Source organism: Acinetobacter sp. S40 (assembly GCF_016624705.1).
In the GTDB taxonomy this organism is placed as follows: Bacteria; Pseudomonadota; Gammaproteobacteria; order Pseudomonadales; family Moraxellaceae; genus Acinetobacter.
In genome coordinates, this window is sequence record NZ_JACVTU010000001.1 from 433,163 (window position 1) to 455,099 (window position 21,937).

Below are 21,937 nucleotides of genomic sequence, written 5' to 3' on the forward strand. Positions count from 1 at the left end.
TTTTAAAGGTTTTGCACTAGTGCAATCAACCTAATCTGACATAAAGTATCAAAAAAAGCCTAGTCACCGAAATGACTAGGCTCTCATAACTTACAAGCAATTGTGCAAATTATTCTGTGGGTGTGCTGGCCTTTTTAGGTGGACGACCACGTGGGCGACGCGGACGACTTGGTTTATCCGCATCGGCAACAGCTTCTTGAGTTGCTGTTTTCTCTGCTGTTTCATCATTTGCTTTAGCTTCAGATGCCTGCTGTGAAGCAGAAACTTCATTGAGCTCAGCTTGTACAGGTTGAGCTGCTGTTGTTACTTTCTCTGCTTTAGCATTCACCGGAACTTGTGCTGTCGCCGCAGGAGCAGCGGTTTCTTTTTCAGCGCTAGCTTCCTCCTTTTTAGCGGATTCATCCGTTGATTCTACAGTTTGTGCAACGTCAGAAACTGTAGGTTCGGCTTGTACTGAATCACTTGCTTTCGTTTCAGGGATTTTTTCACTGACCGTTTCAGCTTTAGGCTCAGCTTGCGCTTGCTCGACAGTTTGTTTTGCCTGCTCATGCGCTTGTTCTGCTGCAAGTTTGGCTAAACGACGGCGCTCACGTGGATCGTTTGCCACACGGTTTGCAGGTGCTTCTGGCGGTGTTAAAGGCAGTACTTCGGCGGGTTCGCTTTCTTCTGCCGTTTTAACGCTAGGAAGTTGCGCATCACGTGTTACAGGTTTTTTATTTTCCTGAACACTTTTTACCTCTTGAACCTGAGTACTGGCATATTGCTCAGTAAACTTGACTAGAGCACGATTGAAGGTTGGAACAAGACCAAATTGTTCAATCAGCACCGTGCAATCTTCACCATAAATATGGCGAATGAGACTGCCTAGCGTATAGTTTGCCAGTTCTGGGATCTGTGATGGCTGTACTTTAGGTTGAGCGATCGCCTTAGCTTGTTGTGCCCCACGTTGTTGACGACGACGCGTACGTGGATCATTACTGGCACGTGTAACTTGTGAGCGAGTTTGCTCAGTCACAACCTCAGTTGGTTTAGACGACACTTCAGAAGGCTGGGCATCAGTCACGACTGCTTCTTCAACTGGGTTAGCAATTGGATTTTCAGCCTGCTTAGGTGGTTCCTGCGGTACAACTTGTGGATTCAATGCCACAATTTCACTTTGCCCTTGATCGACATTAATCACCAGTGCTGTCGTCATCATATCGTTACGTGGTGTATCAATAACGTCGACTTTGACCTGTTTTGCATCATTCACTACAGGTTTATTTGCACTGTGATTGGCATTGTCTAAAACGCTTTGGTCGCGATTACGATTTGGGCGATTTGGACGTTGCTGGTTATTACGGTCGCGGCGTGGAACAGCTTCCTCTGCTTGTGCTTCAGTTTGCACATGCGTTTGTTCTTGTGGTTGCTGACGCTTTTGTTGGCGTTTTAATTCACGTTGTTCATGACGTGAAAGTTGAACCACTTCTTCATGAACTTGAGTAGGTTGTTGCTCTTGGTTTGACTCACGTTGTTGTGGTTCACGATCAGTACGTTCGCGTTGCTCTTTATGCTTGCGCTTTTTATTGTTGTTTGGACGATTATTTTTATCGTCACGTTCGGCTGTATCACGCGCTTCCTGTTTAGCAGCAGGCGCTTGAGACATATAAGCATTGTTAGCTGGGGTCGCAGTAGCTACATTTTCTGTAACGCTGGCAATACTCACTTGACCAAATTGACCACGGCTTACTGCACCGCCATTAACCATTTGCTCAATTGCTGATGCAGCATTTTGTGCAGAACGAGATTGATCAATAGTTTGTGCCTGTTTTTGTACAAACAGATTTTCTAACCATGCGCATGGACTTGCTACTTTATTGGCAACAGTTGCTTGTGTCGCAGGAGTAGAGGCTTGAGCTACAGCTTTACGTTTATTTTGCTCAGACTGAACAGGAGCAGCAGTATGTACATGATCCGCTTCTTCAAGATGCCATTCAGATGACTCGTAACCGAGTTCTTTTTCACTGGAACGTGTTGCTTCAGTACGTTCATAGCTAGAAGGCGCAAAACCTTCGGGATTATATTGAATTTCGTAATGTGGTGTTTCCAAGTGAGGGTGTGGTAATACTGTTACACGTACACCTGAAGTTTGTTCTAAATACACTAAACTATGACGCTTTTCATTCAGCAGGAATGCAGCAATTTCGACAGGCACTTCAACTTGTACTTCGCCATGACGTTCACGTAGTGCAATTTCTTCCACTTTACGCATAATCGAAAGTGATAAAGAGCGCAGGTCACGTACCATGCCTGTGCCATGACAGCGTGGGCAGACATAACCCGTTGCTTCTTCTAGCGATGGGCGTAAGCGCTGACGGCTCATTTCCATCAAGCCAAAACGTGATAATTGACCAAACTGAATTCGTGCGCGGTCACTTTGAGTCGCTTCACGCAATTTAGCTTCTACCATGCGTTGGTTACGGTCTTTAGTCATGTCGATAAAATCGATAACTACTAAACCACCAATATCACGTAAGCGTAACTGACGTGCAATTTCTTCGGCCGCTTCAAGGTTGGTATTTAGCGCAGTCTCTTCAACATCGTGACCACGGGTTGATTTGGCGGAGTTAATATCAATGGATACCAAAGCTTCAGTCTGGTCAATGACAATTGAACCACCTGATGGAAGTTTAACTTCACGTTCATAAGCCGTTTGAATTTGGCTTTCAATACCAAAATGAGCAAATAAAGGCTCGTTCAACGTATATGTTTTTAGTTTATCTAATTGACGTGGCATGACTGCTTTGACGAAGTTATAAGCTTCGTTATAAGCCTGTTCGCTATCAATCAGGATTTCAGAGACATCATCACGGAGATAGTCACGAATGGCACGAGTTACAACACCTGCCTCCTGATGCACCAACATTGGTGATGGGCCTGAACTTGCAGTACTTTGGATTTGACTCCATAAATCCAGTAGATGTTGCAAATCAAGCTGCAATTCTTCCTGAGAACGACCAATTCCAGCAGTACGTACGATCACGCTCATACCACGAGGCACATTCAGAGAAGCCAGCATTTCCTTAAGCTCTTCACGAACTGAACCTGAAATCTGACGGCTGATGCCACCACCTTTGGGGTTATTTGGCATCAAAACCAGATAACGACCCGCAAGGGAAATAAAGGTCGAAAGTGCAGCACCTTTATTCCCACGTTCTTCTTTTTCCACTTGTACCAAAAGCTCAGTGCCTTCAGTAATCAGTTCACGGATATTTGAAGTTTGACGTGGGTCAGCCTTAAAGTAAGTATTGGCGATTTCGCGCATGGACAAGAAGCCCTGACGCTGTGCACCATATTCAACAAATACGGCTTCGAGAGAAGGTTCTACGCGAGTAACATGACCTTTGTAGATGTTGGATTTTTTTTGTTCGCGGGTACGATTTTCGAGGTCAAAATCGTAAAGACGATTACCAGTGATAAGTGCAACGCGTACTTCTTCAGCATGAGTTGCATTAATCAACATACGTTTCATGGGTGTGACACCTAATAGTGACTCACTCAGACAAAATGCGAACATCGATAAAGCGGACAACTGTCGGCAATCATCATGCATCTTATTTAACCCAGATCACAAAATATTTTTGCTCTGGCTGCTAAAATTCCCTGATCTCACATGTAGCTTCGGTGAATGATGCTTGTGATGATGTCAGCAGTAGCGTATTCATCCCGTTTCGATTAACGATAAATCCTGACTTTTCACTGGCGGGTGAGCGGTGCATTGGATGATGACTTTCACTGTCACGGAGCTTGAAGACTTATCTTGTAAAGTCTTGATACGGAATGATCATCGTATCGGTGCTCGGCAGTTCCAATGCATCAACGCTTGAGCCTGAAAGGTCATGATGACGCAACGTGTCTGATGTGCATCAGTTTACGTTTAATAACCAACATTAACGGTTGGCGACATATATTTTTCAACAAACTGCATATGCAAAAGCATAATTAAACGCAACAGTTTGTCATTTTGCCGATATAATAAGCCTTCGGCGTCGGCATATTCTTTGGGGACCTTTCCGAGCTTTTGGTGAAATCTTGAACGAAAATGAATTTCACAAACATTGAAATATTTTTCGTTTTTGTTCACTTACGGCGGTATCCGTGCGCTGACTATATCAAACCTTGCAGCATCTGCCTATGGGCTAAATAGATGTTTCTTGTGAAATCAACTGTCTAAGTGGTTATTTTTCACTCAAATTTAATAAATAATCGGGTTTCAAATACTGTATGAATTCTACACAGCAATGGCAAAGTGTCACTTGGTTTGACGTGGACGAGCATCAAGCAGGGCAGCGCATTGATAATTTTTTATTTAGTCGTTTAAAAGGTGTACCTAAAAGTCGGATTTATCGGCTGATTCGTGAGGGTCAGGTACGAGTCAATAAAAAACGGATTAAAGCAGAAAGTAAACTCAATATTGGTGATCAGATTCGTGTCGCTCCTATTCGTTATGAACAAAAAGACGAAACTGCAGCACCTGTAAGTGATCAAGTTGCAAAAAGTTTACTAAAGCGTGTGATCTACGAAGATGAAGGTTTGTTGGTAGTAAATAAACCAGCAGGTATTGCGGTACATGGTGGCAGTGGAATGACGTATGGTTTGATTGAGGCGTTGCGCGCTGCGACAGGTAAAAAGTATTTGGAACTGATTCATCGCATTGACCGAGATACTTCAGGTTTGGTTATGATCAGCAAAAAACGCAGCACCTTAAAGCATCTTCAGGATTTATTACGCGAACATAAAATTCGTAAGACTTACGCTGCTTTGGTTAAGGGGCAGGTGAGTCTGGATAAGCAGTTAATTGATGCGCCATTATTACGTTATGAGCTGGCGAATGGCGAGCGTCGTGTCCGTGTTTCCAAAGATGGCAAGCCGAGTAAAACTGAATGGGTGATTGCAGAACGCTTTAAGGAAGCAACTTTGGTTTATGCTTCACCGTTGTCTGGACGGACGCATCAGATTCGGGTACATGGTTTAAGTATTGGCCATCCTTTGGTGGGAGATGACAAATATGGTCATCAAACTGTTTATGCAGGACCAGAAGCCCGGCGCTTATGTTTACATGCTATGCGTTTGGAAATACCAGGTTATCCTGTAATAGAAGCACCACTTCCTGAGGATATTCAAAGTGTTGTAGCACAATTGAGAGCGCAAAAATGAATCGACCTGAACTGATTATATTTGACTGGGATGGCACGCTATTTAATTCAGTGGGACAGATTGTTGAAAGTCTTAAATTTGCCGCCTCAAAATACGAACAACCTTTAACTGATGAAGCTGCACAAAGTATCATTGGCTTGGGCTTGCCTGAGGTAATGCAAACTTTGTTTCCGCAAGTTCCACATTTGCAACAGGATATTTTGGTGAGCTATGGCGAGCATTATGTGGAAAATTCCAGACATGATGCATGGTTTGATGGCGTGGCTGAACTTTTGCAAGATTTAAAAGCTCAAGGCATGAAATTGGCAGTAGCGACAGGTAAAAGTCGTCGCGGGCTGGATCGGGTGCTTATCCAGACGCAAAGTCACGCAATATTTGATATTACCCGTGCTGCAAGTGAAACCATGTCAAAACCCCATCCTTTAATGCTTGAGGAAATTTTAGAGTTTACGGGTGTGAATGTTCAAAATGCCGTTATGGTAGGGGACAGTAGCTATGATCTTGAAATGGCAATGAATATTAAGATGCCAAGAATTGGTGTGAGCTATGGAGTACATGATATTGAAATACTCAAAAAATATCAGCCTCTTACCATCGTCCATGACATTACTAGTTTGCATCGTTATTTGCATCAAATGATTCAAATACAAACAGAAGCATGACACCTAAAAGCCAAGTTTATATCGCATTGATTTTAGAGAGCGTACAGCCTTCTCTTTTAACCAGATATAAAACTTGCTGCGATATTAATACAAATTGCCAAGATCGTGGTGTTAAACCCAAATGCCAACATCGCATGAAAAATACTTAAGAGCCGCATATGTTGTGAAGTAATTGAAACATCTGCGGTTTGTGCTGAAGTACCTATGATATAACTGAAATAAATAAAATCTGGATACATGGGATCCTGTGTCTTTGGGAAATCCAGACCATCATCTTTTCCATAAGAACGAGCCATATAAAAATCATGGGCATAGTGCAATGCAAAGGCGGTATGCATAAATAGCCATGCTGAAATAATAGTTAATAACGCTAAACCTAAATGCCAGTATTGAAAATGAGTGTTTTTCGTGATGGAAGAAAGTTGCATCACAATGGCGATGAGACACATCAGGAGCGCCAAAATGACCAGCAACATAATGACCCATTTACTTTCATCCTGTTTTTTTGCTTGAGTTTGCATGGCTGAATGATCGGCTTGCCACATCATCTTTTTCACATGGATGAGATATATTCCTACAGAAATATTCCAGCTCAACAGAATAATTGTTGACCAGTGCCAAAAAGTGGTAAAGGTCAAGACGATGCAGATGACGATGCCAATCAATAGAGCAATAAAAAACTGGGGACGATTATAGATACCACTTTTGAGCCGATGTAAAAAGAACAGCATGATCAGGTTTCTCCTGAAGTATCATAATGTTAGTGGTTAGAATTAAAATCACCGATCAATGAGCTATGGAATCAGCATTTAAGATAGTCGTTATGATTTACTTTAATCAGGATTTATTCATAACAAAATACTTTTGATAGTCGTTGTATAAATTTTTTTGTATTCATTGAATCTTGCTGTGTATTAAAATTTACAAAAAGTGATAAATCTGGCAAATCAATGGCTAATGCTCGCACGACCAGATCAGGCGCTAACATGGTTTTTGCATAGAAAGGTAAAATCGTACACCAATTATCATGTTCCATTTCATTGATATTAAGCAGCAGATGATCCATTTTATGGAGCTGTAAGGTTAAATGATGTTGTTGTATCAATTTTAAAATGAGCGCATGTAACGCGGGAAAATCCTCTTCGTTTGGCAATAGAAAATCAACGTAGCCCAACATGTGCAAGGGAATAACAGGCTGCTGTGCGAGTGGATGAGTTTCAGGAATCACAAAAATTAAAGCTTCATCAACTATTTTTTGACTTTGAATGTGGTCTGCATTTAGGTTTTGATAGGTAAAGGCAACATCGAGCTCGTTATTTTTTAATGCTGTAATTTGTTGGCATTCATTCAGATGAATTAATTCAACGATCAATTCAGGGTTTTGAATGCGTAATTGTGGAAGTACGTGTGGAAAAATATTAATCTCTGCTGTCGGCACGAACCCAATTCGTAGGCGTTGTTGTTTTGCTTTCGCAATTTGCCTTGCGATTGCTACAGCTTTATCCGCTTGAACCAATATTAAACGCGCCTGTTCTAAAAACGCAGCACCTTCTTCAGTCAGTTCAACTTTACGTTTCGTTCGATTTAATAATTTGACCCCTACATCTACTTCTAAATCTTTAATTTGTTGGCTTAAAGAGGGTTGGGCCGTGTAAAGTTTGAGCGCAGCTTTACTAAAATTTAATTCTTCTGCAACAGTGACAAAATAACGAAGATGCCTTAACTCCATAAATGAGTCCACAAAATATTAAAAATAGCTTTGAAACCCAGTATAAAACATAAATAAGTCAGGCAGGAAGTTCGGTTGAGTCGTTAAATTATAAATGGCGGGATCTACAAGCTGGATTATTTTAAAATAAAGAGGTGGATATATAATTATTTATATATATCAATATTTTGTATTAATTTTATCTAGTTTAATTTTTTTATTTAGATTCATTCATAAAACCCAACGTATAACTACGCGGAAAGTTGCGGCAAAGAAAGCTCATAAAACAACAAATGACAACATGAAAATTCTTTGTAAATAAACCGATTATCGCTATAACAACTAGTTAATGAAAAATAAAAATAGGGTTTTGATATGGCAGAATCAAATAAAATTGTGGTTTATGCTGCATTATTTGGCAATCTGATGATTGCTTTGGTTAAGTTTATCGCTGCCTATATCACCAATAGTTCTGCCATGCTCAGTGAAGCGGTGCATTCTGTGGTGGACACACTCAATGAAATTTTGCTGTTACATGGTTTAAAGCAATCGCAAAAACCTGCTAATTTTCGACATCCTTTTGGATATGGACGTGAGCTTTATTTTTGGGCTTTTATTGTATCTTTGCTGGTTTTTGCATTGGGTTCAATTGTTTCAATTTATCAGGGAATACAACATATACGTCAGCCTGAAGAAATGGTTTCGCCCATGATTAATTATATTGTGTTGGCAATTGCGATCGTCTGTGAAGGCATTTCATGGCGTGTAGCGCTTAAGAGTTTTCGTAAAGAAAAAGGTTCACTGGGATATTTTGAGGCATTTCGACGTAGTAAAGATCCCACGACATTCACGGTCTTGTTTGAAGACTCCGCTGCATTGATTGGATTGTTCATTGCATTGGTTGGAATTACAGCAGCACATTATCTGGATATGCCAATATTGGATGGAGTTGCTTCAATTTTGATCGGTGTTGTATTGGCGATTTCTGCATTTTTATTGGCGCGTGAGACTAAAGGATTATTAACTGGTGAAACTGCTAATCCTGAACTGCGTGAAAATTTATTATCGATTGCACAACAAGATGTCTCTGTATTTTCGGCAAATGGTGTATTGACTGAACAAATGGGCGCGCATCAGGTAATTGCATCTTTAAGTCTTGAATTTAAAGATAATTTAACTTCAGACGATATTGAAATCTGTGTCAATCGTATTGAAACTCAAGCCAGACAGATTCATCCTGAAATCGTCGCTTTATTTATTAAACCTCAATCCAGACAGGTCTGGTTGCAACGAATGAAAGGTCGGTTACAAGAGAAATAAATTGAGGAGTAGCATAATTTGATTTAATCGTTAAGATGGATAAACACCCTGCCCCTAAACTATTGCTGCATAACCGAATTGCCCTATGAAAGAGAAGCCGACATTAACATATCAATTGCCGACTCAATCCTGCTGGACACACACATGGAGTAAACCGCCATTTCGTTATGCAGATTCCGAACATGCCAGTGCGAGTCGCTTTCAAAATCAGATCAAACGTTCTGGTACAAAAGGATCAAAAGAACTATTACGATGGTTAGCCACTCGTGAGTCGTTTACATGGCAAGTCGATATTCAGCAGGAATATGAAAACCGAATCAATACTCCGATCGCATTGCCTAAAAATCGCCCAGATGCAGATATGGATGATTGGCAAGTCTGGTTTGTTGGACATGCAACAGTACTCATTCAAATCGGGCCATTTAATTTTTTGACTGATCCCGTGTGGTGTGAATATGCGAGTCCACAGCAGGGACGTGGCCCACGGCGTGTCTGTCCAGCGGGTATTGCGCTGGAACAGTTACCCATGATTCATGGCGTATTACTCAGTCATAATCATTATGACCATATGGATCTGGCAACATTACACTGGTTACACCAAAAATTTGCGATGCCTATTTATACGGGTTTAGGCAATAGCTACTATCTTCATAAAGACTTTCATGTGATTGAAATGGATTGGTGGCAGATGATTCCATTCCATGATGAAGTCACAATTGCTTATACACCTGCACAACATCGTTCTGGACGTGGCTTGCGTGATCAAAATAAAGCGCTTTGGGGTGGTTTTTCACTGGTTACCCGTAATGGTCATTGTTTTTTTGCCGGTGATACAGGCTATTCGCCACATTTCAAAGAAATTCATGAACGATTTGGCGATGCAAGAATCGCATTATTACCTATCGGTGCTTATGAGCCGCGTAATTTGATGCAGTATGCGCACATGAATCCGCAAGATGCTTTACATGCGCATTTAGATTTGCAGGCACATCGTTCTATGGCGATTCATTATCGAACCTTTCAACTGACAGATGAAAGTCGTGATGAGCCAGAACACGAGTTGAGCCACTTGCTTAAAACGTCATCCAAGTTTGTCAATCCGTTTTATTGCATTAAAGAAGGGCATAAGTTAACTGTTTAATCTGCTGCTATAAGAGATAAAAACTATTATCGCAGTCTTTTCCTCCGAAAATGGAGAGATAAACGCAGTTGAATTAAAAATGCCACACTCTGGGTTGCTATGCGAGTATTCTGAATATTTGTATAGTAGAAATTTGAATATTTTCGCATGAGCAATTTCCACTTTTATACTCAGATAACGTAAGCACAAAGATCTGTAGAAAGCGTGCCCCCATAATGAATGATTTTTTATTGATACTGAGTTTTTTTGAAAATAGCAAAAGACAAAATTAAACAGGGCGATATTCCTGTCGCCCTTAAACTCATGATCAGTGAAGTTCAGGAATAACAAATTTTTAAAATTTGGGTTTGCAACTCAAATTCTATAATAATCCCGGATTGCCTTGTGCAGGATCAGTTGCACGTGCAGCCTGTGCATCCGCAACAGTTTTGCCCAATGCTTTTGCTACACCTTCGCCATAAGCAGGATCACAGGCATAACAGTTACGAATATGACGATATTGAATAAAGTCTAATGCGCCACCCACATTTCGTGCAGTATTATCAAATAAAGCCTGTTTTTGTTCAACATTCATTAAATTGAACAAGGCTCGTGGTTGGCTGAAATAATCGCTATCATCTTTACGATAATCCCAGAAATCCGCATCGCCATTAATCTTTAATGGAGGTTCGCGGTATTGAGGTTGTTCTTGCCATTGATGGAAACTGTTTGGTTCATAGTGTGGAAGACCGCCATAGTTTCCATCCATACGGCCCTGACCATCACGACGGTTACTGTGAACTGGGCAACGTGGTGCATTGACTGGAACCTGAATATGGTTGACCCCAACACGATAACGATGTGCATCTGCATAGTTCACTAAACGTGCCTGCAACATACGGTCAGGTGAATAGCTAATACCTGGTACTAGATTGCTAGGAGCAAAAGTTGCTTGTTCTACATCCTGGAAATAATTTTCAGGATTACGATTGAGCTCAAATTCACCCACATCAATGAGTGGATAGTCGCCATGCGGCCAGACTTTGGTGAGGTCAAACGGATGGTATGGAACTTTTTCTGCATCAGTTTCAGGCATGATTTGAATGCATAATTTCCATTTTGGAAAATCACCACGTTCAATAGCATTAAACAAATCTGATTGACTGCTTTCACGATCTTTACCAATTAACGCTTCCGCTTCAGCATCCGTTAGATTTTTAATGCCTTGTTGGGTGCGGAAGTGGAATTTGACCCAGAAACGTTCATTATTGGCGTTAATAAAGCTATAAGTATGGCTTCCAAAACCATGCATATGACGATAACCATCGGGGATACCGCGGTCAGACATCACAATCGTGACCTGGTGTAAAGCTTCTGGCAATAATGTCCAGAAATCCCAGTTATAGGTTGGGTTACGTAAGTTAGTTTTTGGATCACGTTTAACGGCTTTGTTTAGATCTGGGAATTGACGCGGATCCCGGAAGAAGAACACAGGCGTATTGTTCCCGACCATATCCCAGTTGCCTTCTTCGGTATAAAACTTCAGCGCAAAACCACGAATATCGCGTTCTGCATCGGCTGCACCACGCTCACCTGCAACAGTTGAGAAACGCGCAAACATTTCCGTTTTCTTGCCAATTTCGCTAAAGATCTTAGCGCGAGTATATTGAGTAATATCATGAGTTACGGTAAATGTACCAAATGCGCCAGAACCTTTGGCATGCATACGGCGTTCTGGAATAACTTCACGGGCAAAATTAGCTAGTTTTTCATTGAGCCATAAATCTTGGGTTAAAAGAGGGCCTCGAGCACCTGCCGTCATACTATTCTGATTATCTACAACAGGTGCCCCTGCATCAGTAGTAAGGTGGGTGACTGGACACTTTAATTTATCGTCACTCATTTTAATTCTCCGTCGAACACAGTTTAGTGATTAAAATTGTAGTAATGTCATGGGTATAGCAACACTATATAACTAACATCCCTGACCCTGAATGACATTGGATATTTTGTAAAAAATAGTCGAATCAGAGACTCCTATTGTCTATGTTTTTCAACATATAATGACGGTATTGCAATCTCATGAACCGACGCAAAGCAAACTTTTCAGATCGGAAAAATTGATCTATGGCTTCAACATACGCAAAATTTATTAAAATGTAAAAACGATTAAATTTGTTTTTGTGATAGATATAAACGATTAATGTCTAATGTTTTGTATATACCCCGAAATTCCCATTTGGATATCCCGCTCAAGTTGCTCCCAATTTGGACGATGAGAAGAAATCATCAGTGTTTGGGAAATAAAACCATAACTTATACGGTGAATATTCAGTGCAAGCCATTCAATATCTATAAGCATATGATCGGGATAGTGTTTTAAGGTATCAGCCCAAGATTGCACATGCTGTAAATAATGTTTTTGATAAATGTCCACATTTGAAATTTGTCGTTCTAATAAAAACAATTTCTGCCAAAGACGGCTTTGTTCAATAATGGGAGCAATCTGTAAATGGATAAGAGTATAAATATAAGTTTTAAGATCTGTACTTTGTTTAAGGGCAGTTTCCGCAGCTTGTTGTAAGGAGTGCGCATTGCGTTGTACGTAATGGTGGATAGTTAATGCGAGTAAATCTTCTTTTTGACTGAAATATTCATAAAAAGTACCTAAACCAACACCAGCAAGATCTGTAATTTCCCGAATGGTAATCTCTGTGGCTTCTTTTTCCAATAAAAGCTGAACAAAGCTATCCATTAGAGCATCCTGAGTAAATCTAGCCCTTGATTGCTTGGGTTTTCTACGCACTTTAATACTGGTTATTTTCATAAATTAAACCCGAACACCTTGCGGCTGATTTTTTCTTATACTGGTATAAACATGAGAAAGGATAAAGCGATGAACGCATGGATCACGCATCAGATTGAAAACCAGTTTGATGAACTACACAATTATAATTTATATCGAACAGATCCAATTTTACAAGAAATCTTAACGCGCTATGAGAGTCAGGATCAGGCGCTACTTTCAGATTTTGGCGAACAGCTTGGTACGTCAGAGGCCTATACACTTGCCGATCAGGCCAATCGACATACCCCAGAATTACAGGTTTTTGATGCACGTGGCCGTCGAATCGATTATCTAGAGTTTCATCCAGCATGGCATGCATGGATGAAGTTAAATCGTCAAAATAGCGTACATGCTCATCCATTTATTGCCACCACGTCGAAAACCTCATGGGTCGATTGGGCAGCACGATTTTATCTGAGCGGGCAAGTTGAATGTGGAAATCTATGTCCAAATGCGATGACTTTAGGGAGCATTCCTTTATTACAGCGTGAACCTAAATTATGGCAACAGTTGGGAGAAAAGCTGTTATCTACGCACTATGATGAACGTGATGTGCCAATTTCACAAAAATCATCTATGTGGATGGGAATGGGCATGACCGAGAAACAGGGAGGGTCAGATGTTCGTGCCAATCAAACTTTAGCAAGGCCGATTACAACATCAGGTCGGGGGCAGGAATACTTACTTACAGGGCACAAATGGTTTTTTTCAGCCCCCATGTCGGATGCACATTTGGTGGTGGCACAAACACCTGAAGATGGACTAGGGTGTTTCTATGTTCCTCGCTGGTTAGACGATGGCACCAAGAACAGAGTAAATGTTCAGCGTCTTAAAGACAAAGTGGGAAACCGAAGTAATTCAAGTAGTGAAGTTGAATTCCATGATGCTTGGGGCATTATGATCGGTGAGGAGGGGCGTGGTATTCCTACCATCATTGAAATGGCGGCTTATACCCGTTTAACCTGTGTTGTGGGAAGTTCTGCTATTTTACGGCAGGCTCTAGTGCAATGTATTTCTTATACGCGTCAGCGTAGGGCATTTGGTAAGGTATTAGCTGATCAGCCTTTAATGCAGGCGGTTTTGACTGATCTGGCACTTGAAAGCGAAGCAGCATTACAATTGAGCATGTATTTGGCTGCGTCTTATCAACAACAGAATGAGTTATCTCAGGCTTGGACGCGAATTATGACTCCAGCGGCAAAATTCTGGATTTGTAAACGCGCCGTTGAGTTGACGGGCGAGACAATGGAAGTGTTTGGCGGCAATGGTTATGTCGAAACCGGGATTATGGCAAGATTATTTAAGGAAGCACCTGTTAATTCAATTTGGGAAGGTTCTGGTAATGTTATGTGTCTGGATGTATTGCGGGCGATTCAACGTCATCCAGAATCGGTTCAGCGTTTATTTGAATCTTTTTATGCAGTGACATCACAGGAGCAAAAACTCCAAAACGAAGTCAATGAATTATGGGGTTACTTAAAACAGCCACCCGAACAATTACAATTTATGGCACGTAGTTTTGTCAGTCGTTTAGTGATTTTAGCTCAAGCCGTGTTATTGAAACTTTATGCACCCCATACGGTTGCAGAAACTTTTATCGAGTCACGTTACAGTGCGTTTCATGGACGTGTGACAGGATTAATTTACGTGCCAGAGACAGGCTCAGAAGTCGGGATAGTACAGCAAATTTTGGAGCGAAGTTTACCTATTTAAGCTAGCCAAGGATCAAGAAAAAGGAGATCAGGCTCTTTTTCTTGATCCTATAATAGTCGGAGAATGACTACACCGATAATCGGTTGGATTTGACCATATCACCCAAGCCATGCGTTTTAAAATAATATTCCATCCAGCTTTTGACGATAAGAGGATTATTCATTTTAACAACTTCGCTTAGTAATTTTTCTGCATCACTCATTGGCACGTGACAAATTGCTTTACGTACCCGCAAAATATTACTTGAACTCATGGATAATGTGTTGAAACCCATTGCCATCAATAAAATTGCTGAAAAAGGATCCCCAGCCATTTCACCGCAAATACTGACAGGCTTTTCATATTTATGGCATTCCTTGACCAGACGTTGCAAGGCGCGTAATACCGATGGGTGAAAATGTGAATAAACGCTAGAAACACGGGGATTATTACGGTCAACTGCCAGTAGATATTGAATTAGGTCATTTGAACCGACTGAGAAAAAGTCGACCAATTCTGAAAACTCATCAATTTGTAATAGCACGCTTGGGACTTCAACCATAATGCCAATTTTGGGTTTGGTGATTTTAACCTGTTCTTCTTCCTGTACTGCGATCCAGTCACGTTCCAATAAATATAGAACTTCTTCAACTTCGCTTACACTAGTGACCATGGGTAGTAAAATATGTAGATTATTTAGACCAATGCTCGCTTTTAGCATCGCGCGAACCTGAGTCGAAAAAATTTCTGGGTGATCCAGAGTAAAGCGTAAACCACGCCACCCAAGTGCAGAGTTTTCTTCTTCAATACTAAAGTAAGGTAAATCTTTATCTGCACCAATATCCAGTGTTCGCATGGTAACAGGCTTATTTGCAAAGTGACTTAACTGCTGACGATACATGGCACGTTGCTCTTCTTCACCCGGGAAGCGATCACGTAACATAAACGGAATTTCACTGCGGTATAAGCCCACCCCTTTTGCGCCACGTTGTACGCCACGCACGACATCAATCATTAAGCCTGTATTGACATATAAACGTACCGCTACGCCATCTGGTGTAATGGCATCACGGGTTTCATACTGTTTTAAATCTTTGGCAATCTGCTCTTCTTCTTTTTGAATCTCTTTATAACGCTGACGCATGCGGCGTGGGGGATTAATGAAAACACGACCTTGATACGCATCGACAATCATCTCAGCATCATCAAGCGTGTTAATAGGTAATTCGGTAACACCAACGACAGTAGGAATCCCCAATGCACGTGCAACAATCACCATATGGGAATTGGCGGCACCTTCTGTGGTGACAATAGCCGCAATATTGTCGACAGGTAATTCAACCAGAGCCGCAGTGCTGATTTCTTCACCAATAATAATACTGTCTGGACTGATTTCACGATGACTGGAATCGGCTTCTTGTAAAGAAGCCAGAATACGGCGCCCCAAATCTTTTAAATCTGAAACACGTTCACGTAAATAATCATCTTCCATTTGAGCGAATAAATTAATGTGTTTGTCAATAACACGACGTACAGCACCTTGCGCCCAGTTACCTGCACGAATCAGTTCCTTGATCTCGGCTGGTAAAGCATTTTCATCCAACATCCGTAAAAATACGCTAAACAATGCGCGTTCTTCCGACATTAGCGAGTCTTGCATTTTTTCATCGAGTGACTGAATTTCAGTGCGCACGGAAACAATGGCTTGATCAAGTAGTTGCAATTCATCACTGATGTCATCTGCTTCACGGTCAGGAACTGCTGCTAAATCTGCAGGAGGATACAGCACAATGGCACGACCTAATGCAATCCCTCCAGCGCCAGAAACGCCCTGAAATGTTTTATACACAGCCCCTGAGCTTGGCTTGCGAAATACATCAATATTGCCTACAGCATGGGCATGGGCAATCACGCCTGAAAGCTGGGCGCACAACGTGACCAAAAAGGATTCAGCAGCTTCACTAAAATCCTGTGGTTCTTTATTCTGAACGACCAATACGCCCATTACTTTACGGCGATACATGACAGGTACGCCCAAAAAAGAATGGTAAATTTCTTCCCCTGTTTCTGGCAAATAGGCAAAACGTTCATGCTTAGAGGCATTTTCAAGGTTAACAATTTCTTCGCGCTGTCCCACCAGACCGACTAGACCTTCACCAACATGAAGAGATACATTGCCCACCGAATCGGGATTTAACCCTTTAGAGGCCATAAGTAGATAACGCTGATTCCGTTCATCCAGTAAGTAGATAGAACAGACATCAACTTTCATCGCATCGGCGACCTGATTAACCATAATATCTAGTGAATCATGCAAACTCACCGACGCATTGATCTCCTGAACAATCCGTCTTAAGGTGTCGAGTTGCATGTTTGACATGAATGTATGCTCCAAAAAGTGAATCGCGCTTAGTGATGTTATAACAGCACTCAGTCAAAAAATCACTTGCTAAAGAAGTGATTTTTCAACCAATGGTTGTTGTGGCAATAGCATGCATAATTCCATCATGGCTCGGCGATAAACATCACGTTTGAAGTTCACTACCTGACCCAGTGGATACCAATAGCTGACCCATTGCCATTCATCAAATTCGGCAGGGTCAGACAGGTTTAACTGAATGTTACCCGCCGGTGCGGTCAACTTCAGTAAAAACCATTTTTGTTTTTGTCCGATACATACGGGATCTGAGTCCGGGCGAATGTATCGATGCGGCAAACGATAACGCAACCAGCCTTTGGTTTGCGCAATAATCTGGACATGTTCGGGCAATAAGCCGACCTCTTCTCTCAGCTCACGGTAAAGTGCCTGTTCAGGGGTTTCTCCAAACTGGATTCCTCCTTGTGGAAATTGCCATGCATTGTGACCAATGCGTTTTGCCCATAAAACTTGTCCGTCATCATTTGCCAAAATGATCCCGACGTTGGGTCGGAAACCTTCAGAGTCGATCATTTGGCTACCTAAATTTTATCAATATCGTTGACTTTGAAATCGGGGGCGGTCACTCTTGAGGCCCAGCTCGAAAAGATCAAAGTAAAATGCATTAAAATTGCTATGATCTTAACGAATTTCTATCGACTAGCGGAGATAGATTTACATTTTTTTTCTTAAATTTCAGTTTTAACGAGAATTTTCATGAAATTGGCTTTGTTTGATCTTGATCACACCTTACTAAATACAGATTCTGACCATTCTTGGGGAGAGTTTTTGGTCAACGAAGGTTTGGTCGATCCCGTACATCATCGCCAGATGAATGATAAATTTTATGAAGATTATAAAGCTGGGCAACTTGATCCCTATGCTTACAACGAATTTGTTTTTGAGTTTTTGACTCAGCATGATCATGCTTATTTAATCGAACTGCATCAGCTATTTATGCAAAACGTGATTCGTCCGCAAATGCGTCCCCAAGGTTTTGCCGCCATTGAATATCATAAAAAACTGGGTCATGAAATTGTGGGGATTACTGCTACTAGTGATTTTATTACCGCCCCGATTTTTCGTGAATTTGGTATTACTGAAATCATCGCGACTAATGCTGAAGTGGTAGAGGGGGCTTATACTGGAAAAGTCGCAGGACTGGCTTGTTATCAGCAGGGAAAATTAGTCCGTTTGGAGCAATGGTTGGATGGCCGTCAAGTTAATGAATCTTGGGCTTATTCAGATTCAATCAATGATCGTTTCTTACTGGAATATGCAACCCATGCGATTGCGGTGAATCCGGATGATCGTCTGGAAAAACTGGCACAAGAGAAAGGTTGGGAAATTCAGGACTGGTCGATTTAAGTTTTTAAAGCTTGAGATGGGTTTAATTTAGAGTTTGAAAAACCAAAATATCTCCAAAATAATTAGATTTGAAAGAATCGCTTTATGTGCTTATGGTCTGTTTAATTTTTAAAGATGAAAAGTCACAAAAGTCTGTTGTTGGATTGGAGGTGCATTTCTGCAACCCCAATCCAACGAGACGACATCCATGTCGCCTGTTAGGTTGGCATCTATTGATTGGGCATTTTGTTTCTGATTAATTTATACGTTTCCAAAATGTAACTTCCGATAACGTATGCTGGAATTTATGTCCAGTTTCCCGAATCACGAAAGGTACTTTCTGCGGAGGTGCAATTAATCGAAAATGCCTTTCTAGCAAGGCATGTAAACCATCTAGTGTAGTGAAGTTTTCACCATCTTTTTTAAAGCCTCCAATCCATTCTTCACGTGGTGTATGTTCTTCTAGCCATGTATAAGGTGAAGCCAGCATCAGAACCCCTCCCATATTTAACCGTTCATGAATCTGGTTTAAAAACTGGCTGGGGCTATATAAACGGTCAATGAGGTTGGATGCGAAAATAAAATCATAGTCTGTAAAATGACTTTTGAGATTACAGGCATCGCCTTGATAAAACTCAACTTTATTGTCGATGACTTCTAAACCTAGATCCCGTAAGGCACAGGATTTATAATCAACTAATTCACCTTCTGTGATTAGGGTGTAACGTAACGTTTCACCTTGAGCTAACTGTACGCCGTGTTGAATGAAACGTGCTGAAAAATCGATACCTCTTACTTGTTCAAAATGTTGAGCGAGTTCAAATGTCGCCCGACCTAAGGCACAGCCAATATCGAGTGCTTTGGTTTTCGGTTGATTACCCAAAGTTTGTAAAGCTAGCTCAACCAGTGCTTTGGAAAAATTTTTGACTCCAAAATATTCATCGCCGTAATGAAATTCGGCGTATTGTGAGAGAAGTTGATCTGTCTCGTAATGAGAGCTTGGAATGTTGGCTGGTTGCTCAGAGACCACGTAGCGAAATCCTGCATGTTGGAAAAAATGGCGACGAAACGCATATCGGGAAGAGGACAGGCTTTCATTGCCAGCAGATATCCATGAACCTCCCTTAATTAGATTGTGTCGTCCATCAAAGGTTGGTGTAGTAAAATCATCGTAAATTGGATGGACATCAAAACCCTCAAAAGGATAAATAGGGGTTTCTGTCCATTGCCAGACATTACCACGCACGTCATAAAAATCACCTTGTTGAAATTGGTGAACTGGGCAGGAGGATGCGCCATAATCCAGATGCAGATTGGCATCCGCAGGAAAATCGTTGAGTTCTTTTAACCCTGCGACCTCATATAAACGATACCATTCATCTTCAGTCGGTAAACGAACACTTAAACCCGTCTGTGTCGCTTTCCACATACAAAATGCTTTAGCTTCATGGTAATTGACCTCAACGGGCCAGTCCCAGCGCATAGGAACTTCTTCGGTCATCAATCGTAAAAACCAGCCTTCTTTTTTCTTGATCCAGAAAGTTGGATGGGAAGCTTTGGTAAATTCTAACCATGCTCGGCCTTCTTCCAGCCAATATTCAGATGTTTTATAGCCACCGGCTTCTACAAAAGTCAAAAACTCCTGATTACTGACCAGATACTGCGATGCCTCAAACGTATGAATTGTAGTTTCATGAGTGCCATATTCATTGTCCCAGCCATAATAGGGATGATTTTTTTTTTTATTCAGCAACACCTGACCAGTTGGTACTTTAATTAACGCATTTTCGGGGGCATTGTGGCTTTGAGTATGGGGTTGCCAAAGTGGATGTGGTTTTACCAAATTCAGATCATGCTGGCGAATGAGTACAGACGATGTTTCTAAATGAATACGTTCATGTTCAATCCCCATGATAATGGCCCACCACGGATTGTCCCAGTCTATCGGCATGTTAAGAGGTGCATGTTCAATTAAATCTAAAATAAGGATACGAACTTTATCTCGATAAGCTTTAACTTGCTGCGGTGTTGGCCATTCGTAATGAGTGTCATCCAGATCATCCCAACTCATTTCATCGACACCGACCGCAAACATGGATTCCATTTTTTGGTCTACACGTTGTTCAATCATTCGGGTCAACAATAATTTATTAATAAAAAAAGTTGCAGTATGACCGTAATAAAAAATCAATGGATGACGTAAGGAAATCGGTTTTTTATAAAAGGCCTCCTCACTGGCCAAACATTCAAATAAGCTTTCATATGTGTCAAACGTATTTAAGAAATAGTCACGCAAAATACGTCGCATACTGGTGCTATCATGATCACGCAAATTAGGTGTCCGAAGCAGTTTTGCAGTATTTAAAGTAGGATGGGTTTGATCGGCATGAGAGGGCATAATGTCCTCATTATTCTTTTGTTCGTGGCTTATTTTTGAAGTTTCAGTGAGCATGCTTACACTCCATGTGGGACGAAATTTATAAAAAAGCCATGAGTCAGCCTTTGCATGAATGCTGATTTATTATTCTTCATTTGGAATAAATCATGGGGTGTTTACCAACTTACTCCTATTTGTGCTTTGGTTTTTTATATTTAGGTAAAAAGGAGTAGCAACTTATTTACAAAATGATAGCTCACAGGATGTCAGTTTGATGCTGCATTAGCTCGATCAAAGCTTGGGCTGCTTTGGACTGACTACGCGACGGATGCCAGACCATGCCCAATTGACGATGCAATTCCATATTAAGATCAAGTTGCTGTAAATCCTGATTTAACAGAGTTTTAGGTAAAACTGACCAACCCAGCCCGATTGAAACCAGCATCCGAATTGATTCAAGTGGATTATTACTCATGGTTGTTTTGGGCTTAAGCCCCTGTTTTTCAAATTCTGCCAACGTGATTTGACTGGTATACGTTTGAGCAGCAGGCAATAAGCTTGGATAATTAAGCAGACTTTCCAGCGATAAATGCTGCTGTTGTGCCAAAGGATGAAAAGGTGCTGCAACAAATACCAGTGGATCTGTCCAGACATTCATATAACTAAGTCTTTCATCGCCCTGTGGTGGAAGCGTTAGAAAAGCCAGTTCCAGATCACCAGCCAACACTTGTTCATGAGCTTGCTCAGAGTCAACAAAATGGACATCCAGTTTTACCTGAGGAAATTGCTGCACATATTGCTTTAAATAATGGGGCAAATGATGTAATCCAATATGATGACTGGTACCAATTTTTAAACGCCCTTGTACCTGATCATGTTCATGACTGAGAGTGTAATGAATGTCACCGAGCTCATTGAGCCAGTTCTTAACCCTGGGTAACAGAGAATGTGCTGCATGAGTGGGTTGTACGCCGCGGCCTGCAGATTCAAAAAGTTTGACTCCGAAATATTCTTCCAGACTATGAATGCGTTTAGTAACAGCTGGCTGCGTAATAAATAATTGCTCAGCAGCCAGAGAAATTGAACCTGTTTCCATCACTTTTACAAATGCTTCAAAGGCGGCAAGATTCATGTAGTGCTACTCATAACTGTTTTTTATATCAAATCTATTATTCAAAAGAATGGTGAATAAATCAAAGTTTATTCATGGATCACGGGCAGAAGGGAGAATAAAACAAAATATTCCAAAAA

Annotated in this window: 15 protein-coding genes; 6 read left to right on the forward strand and 9 right to left on the reverse strand. The window is 41.1% G+C overall.

Going from position 1 to position 21,937, the window contains the following annotated elements; genetic code table 11:
• Nucleotides 1-109: 109 nt before the first annotated feature.
• The gene (locus tag IAE19_RS01955) at nucleotides 110-3,511 is read right to left on the reverse strand and encodes an Rne/Rng family ribonuclease (protein WP_200459251.1); all 3,402 of its coding nucleotides are present in this window, start codon (nucleotides 3,509-3,511) and stop codon (nucleotides 110-112) included.
• Nucleotides 3,512-4,263: 752 nt separating this feature from the next.
• On the opposite strand from IAE19_RS01955, the gene IAE19_RS01960 reads away from it, so the two are divergent.
• Both IAE19_RS01960 and IAE19_RS01965 read left to right on the forward strand, forming a co-directional pair.
• The gene (locus IAE19_RS01960) at nucleotides 4,264-5,196 is read left to right on the forward strand and encodes an RluA family pseudouridine synthase (protein WP_200459252.1); all 933 of its coding nucleotides are present in this window, start codon (nucleotides 4,264-4,266) and stop codon (nucleotides 5,194-5,196) included.
• A complete protein-coding gene (locus IAE19_RS01965; protein WP_200459253.1) occupies nucleotides 5,193-5,858 on the forward strand; it encodes an HAD-IA family hydrolase in 666 nt (221 codons plus the stop codon). The genes IAE19_RS01960 and IAE19_RS01965 overlap by 4 nt, the downstream gene beginning before the upstream one ends.
• Before the next feature lie 56 nt (nucleotides 5,859-5,914).
• On the opposite strand, the gene IAE19_RS01970 is transcribed toward IAE19_RS01965, so the two are convergent.
• A complete protein-coding gene (locus IAE19_RS01970) occupies nucleotides 5,915-6,589 on the reverse strand; it encodes a DUF1345 domain-containing protein (RefSeq protein WP_200459254.1) in 675 nt (224 codons plus the stop codon).
• Between the two features lie 113 nt (nucleotides 6,590-6,702).
• Complete coding sequence (locus IAE19_RS01975; protein WP_200459255.1) at nucleotides 6,703-7,587, reverse strand: LysR substrate-binding domain-containing protein; 885 nt, start codon at nucleotides 7,585-7,587, stop codon at nucleotides 6,703-6,705.
• Between the two features lie 354 nt (nucleotides 7,588-7,941).
• Here IAE19_RS01975 and IAE19_RS01980 point away from each other — a divergent pair, with 354 nt between their 5' ends.
• The gene (locus IAE19_RS01980) at nucleotides 7,942-8,886 is read left to right on the forward strand and encodes a cation diffusion facilitator family transporter (protein WP_200459256.1); all 945 of its coding nucleotides are present in this window, start codon (nucleotides 7,942-7,944) and stop codon (nucleotides 8,884-8,886) included.
• A gap of 85 nt (nucleotides 8,887-8,971) precedes the next feature.
• Nucleotides 8,972-10,027 (forward strand): MBL fold metallo-hydrolase, encoded by a 1,056-nt coding sequence (locus tag IAE19_RS01985; protein ID WP_200459257.1) that lies wholly within the window; start codon nucleotides 8,972-8,974, stop codon nucleotides 10,025-10,027.
• Nucleotides 10,028-10,388: 361 nt separating this feature from the next.
• On the opposite strand, the gene IAE19_RS01990 is transcribed toward IAE19_RS01985, so the two are convergent.
• Nucleotides 10,389-11,909, reverse strand: a complete 1,521-nt coding sequence (locus IAE19_RS01990; RefSeq protein WP_200459258.1) for a catalase — start codon at nucleotides 11,907-11,909, stop codon at nucleotides 10,389-10,391.
• Nucleotides 11,910-12,206: 297 nt separating this feature from the next.
• The gene (locus tag IAE19_RS01995) at nucleotides 12,207-12,833 is read right to left on the reverse strand and encodes a TetR/AcrR family transcriptional regulator (RefSeq protein ID WP_200459259.1); all 627 of its coding nucleotides are present in this window, start codon (nucleotides 12,831-12,833) and stop codon (nucleotides 12,207-12,209) included.
• Between the two features lie 69 nt (nucleotides 12,834-12,902).
• Here IAE19_RS01995 and IAE19_RS02000 point away from each other — a divergent pair, with 69 nt between their 5' ends.
• Nucleotides 12,903-14,567 (forward strand): acyl-CoA dehydrogenase family protein, encoded by a 1,665-nt coding sequence (locus IAE19_RS02000; protein ID WP_200459260.1) that lies wholly within the window; start codon nucleotides 12,903-12,905, stop codon nucleotides 14,565-14,567.
• A 67-nt stretch (nucleotides 14,568-14,634) separates the two neighbouring features.
• Here the strand turns inward: IAE19_RS02000 and ptsP are convergent, their stop codons facing one another.
• Both ptsP and IAE19_RS02010 read right to left on the reverse strand, forming a co-directional pair.
• Nucleotides 14,635-16,926 carry a phosphoenolpyruvate--protein phosphotransferase gene (gene ptsP, locus IAE19_RS02005; protein WP_200459261.1) on the reverse strand — a complete coding sequence of 764 codons (2,292 nt, stop codon included), beginning with the start codon at nucleotides 16,924-16,926 and terminating at the stop codon, nucleotides 14,635-14,637.
• Between the two features lie 69 nt (nucleotides 16,927-16,995).
• Nucleotides 16,996-17,496: an RNA pyrophosphohydrolase gene (locus IAE19_RS02010; protein WP_200459262.1), complete on the reverse strand. Its 501-nt coding sequence runs from the start codon at nucleotides 17,494-17,496 to the stop codon at nucleotides 16,996-16,998.
• Nucleotides 17,497-17,679: 183 nt separating this feature from the next.
• Here IAE19_RS02010 and IAE19_RS02015 point away from each other — a divergent pair, with 183 nt between their 5' ends.
• Nucleotides 17,680-18,330 (forward strand): HAD family hydrolase, encoded by a 651-nt coding sequence (locus IAE19_RS02015; RefSeq protein WP_200459263.1) that lies wholly within the window; start codon nucleotides 17,680-17,682, stop codon nucleotides 18,328-18,330.
• A 235-nt stretch (nucleotides 18,331-18,565) separates the two neighbouring features.
• On the opposite strand, the gene ovoA is transcribed toward IAE19_RS02015, so the two are convergent.
• Together ovoA and IAE19_RS02025 are read right to left on the reverse strand one after the other, a co-directional pair.
• A complete protein-coding gene (ovoA, locus tag IAE19_RS02020; protein ID WP_227612174.1) occupies nucleotides 18,566-20,707 on the reverse strand; it encodes a 5-histidylcysteine sulfoxide synthase in 2,142 nt (713 codons plus the stop codon).
• 235 nt (nucleotides 20,708-20,942) lie between these two features.
• Nucleotides 20,943-21,818 carry a LysR family transcriptional regulator gene (locus tag IAE19_RS02025; protein ID WP_200459265.1) on the reverse strand — a complete coding sequence of 292 codons (876 nt, stop codon included), beginning with the start codon at nucleotides 21,816-21,818 and terminating at the stop codon, nucleotides 20,943-20,945.
• Between the last annotated feature and the right edge of the window lie 119 nt (nucleotides 21,819-21,937).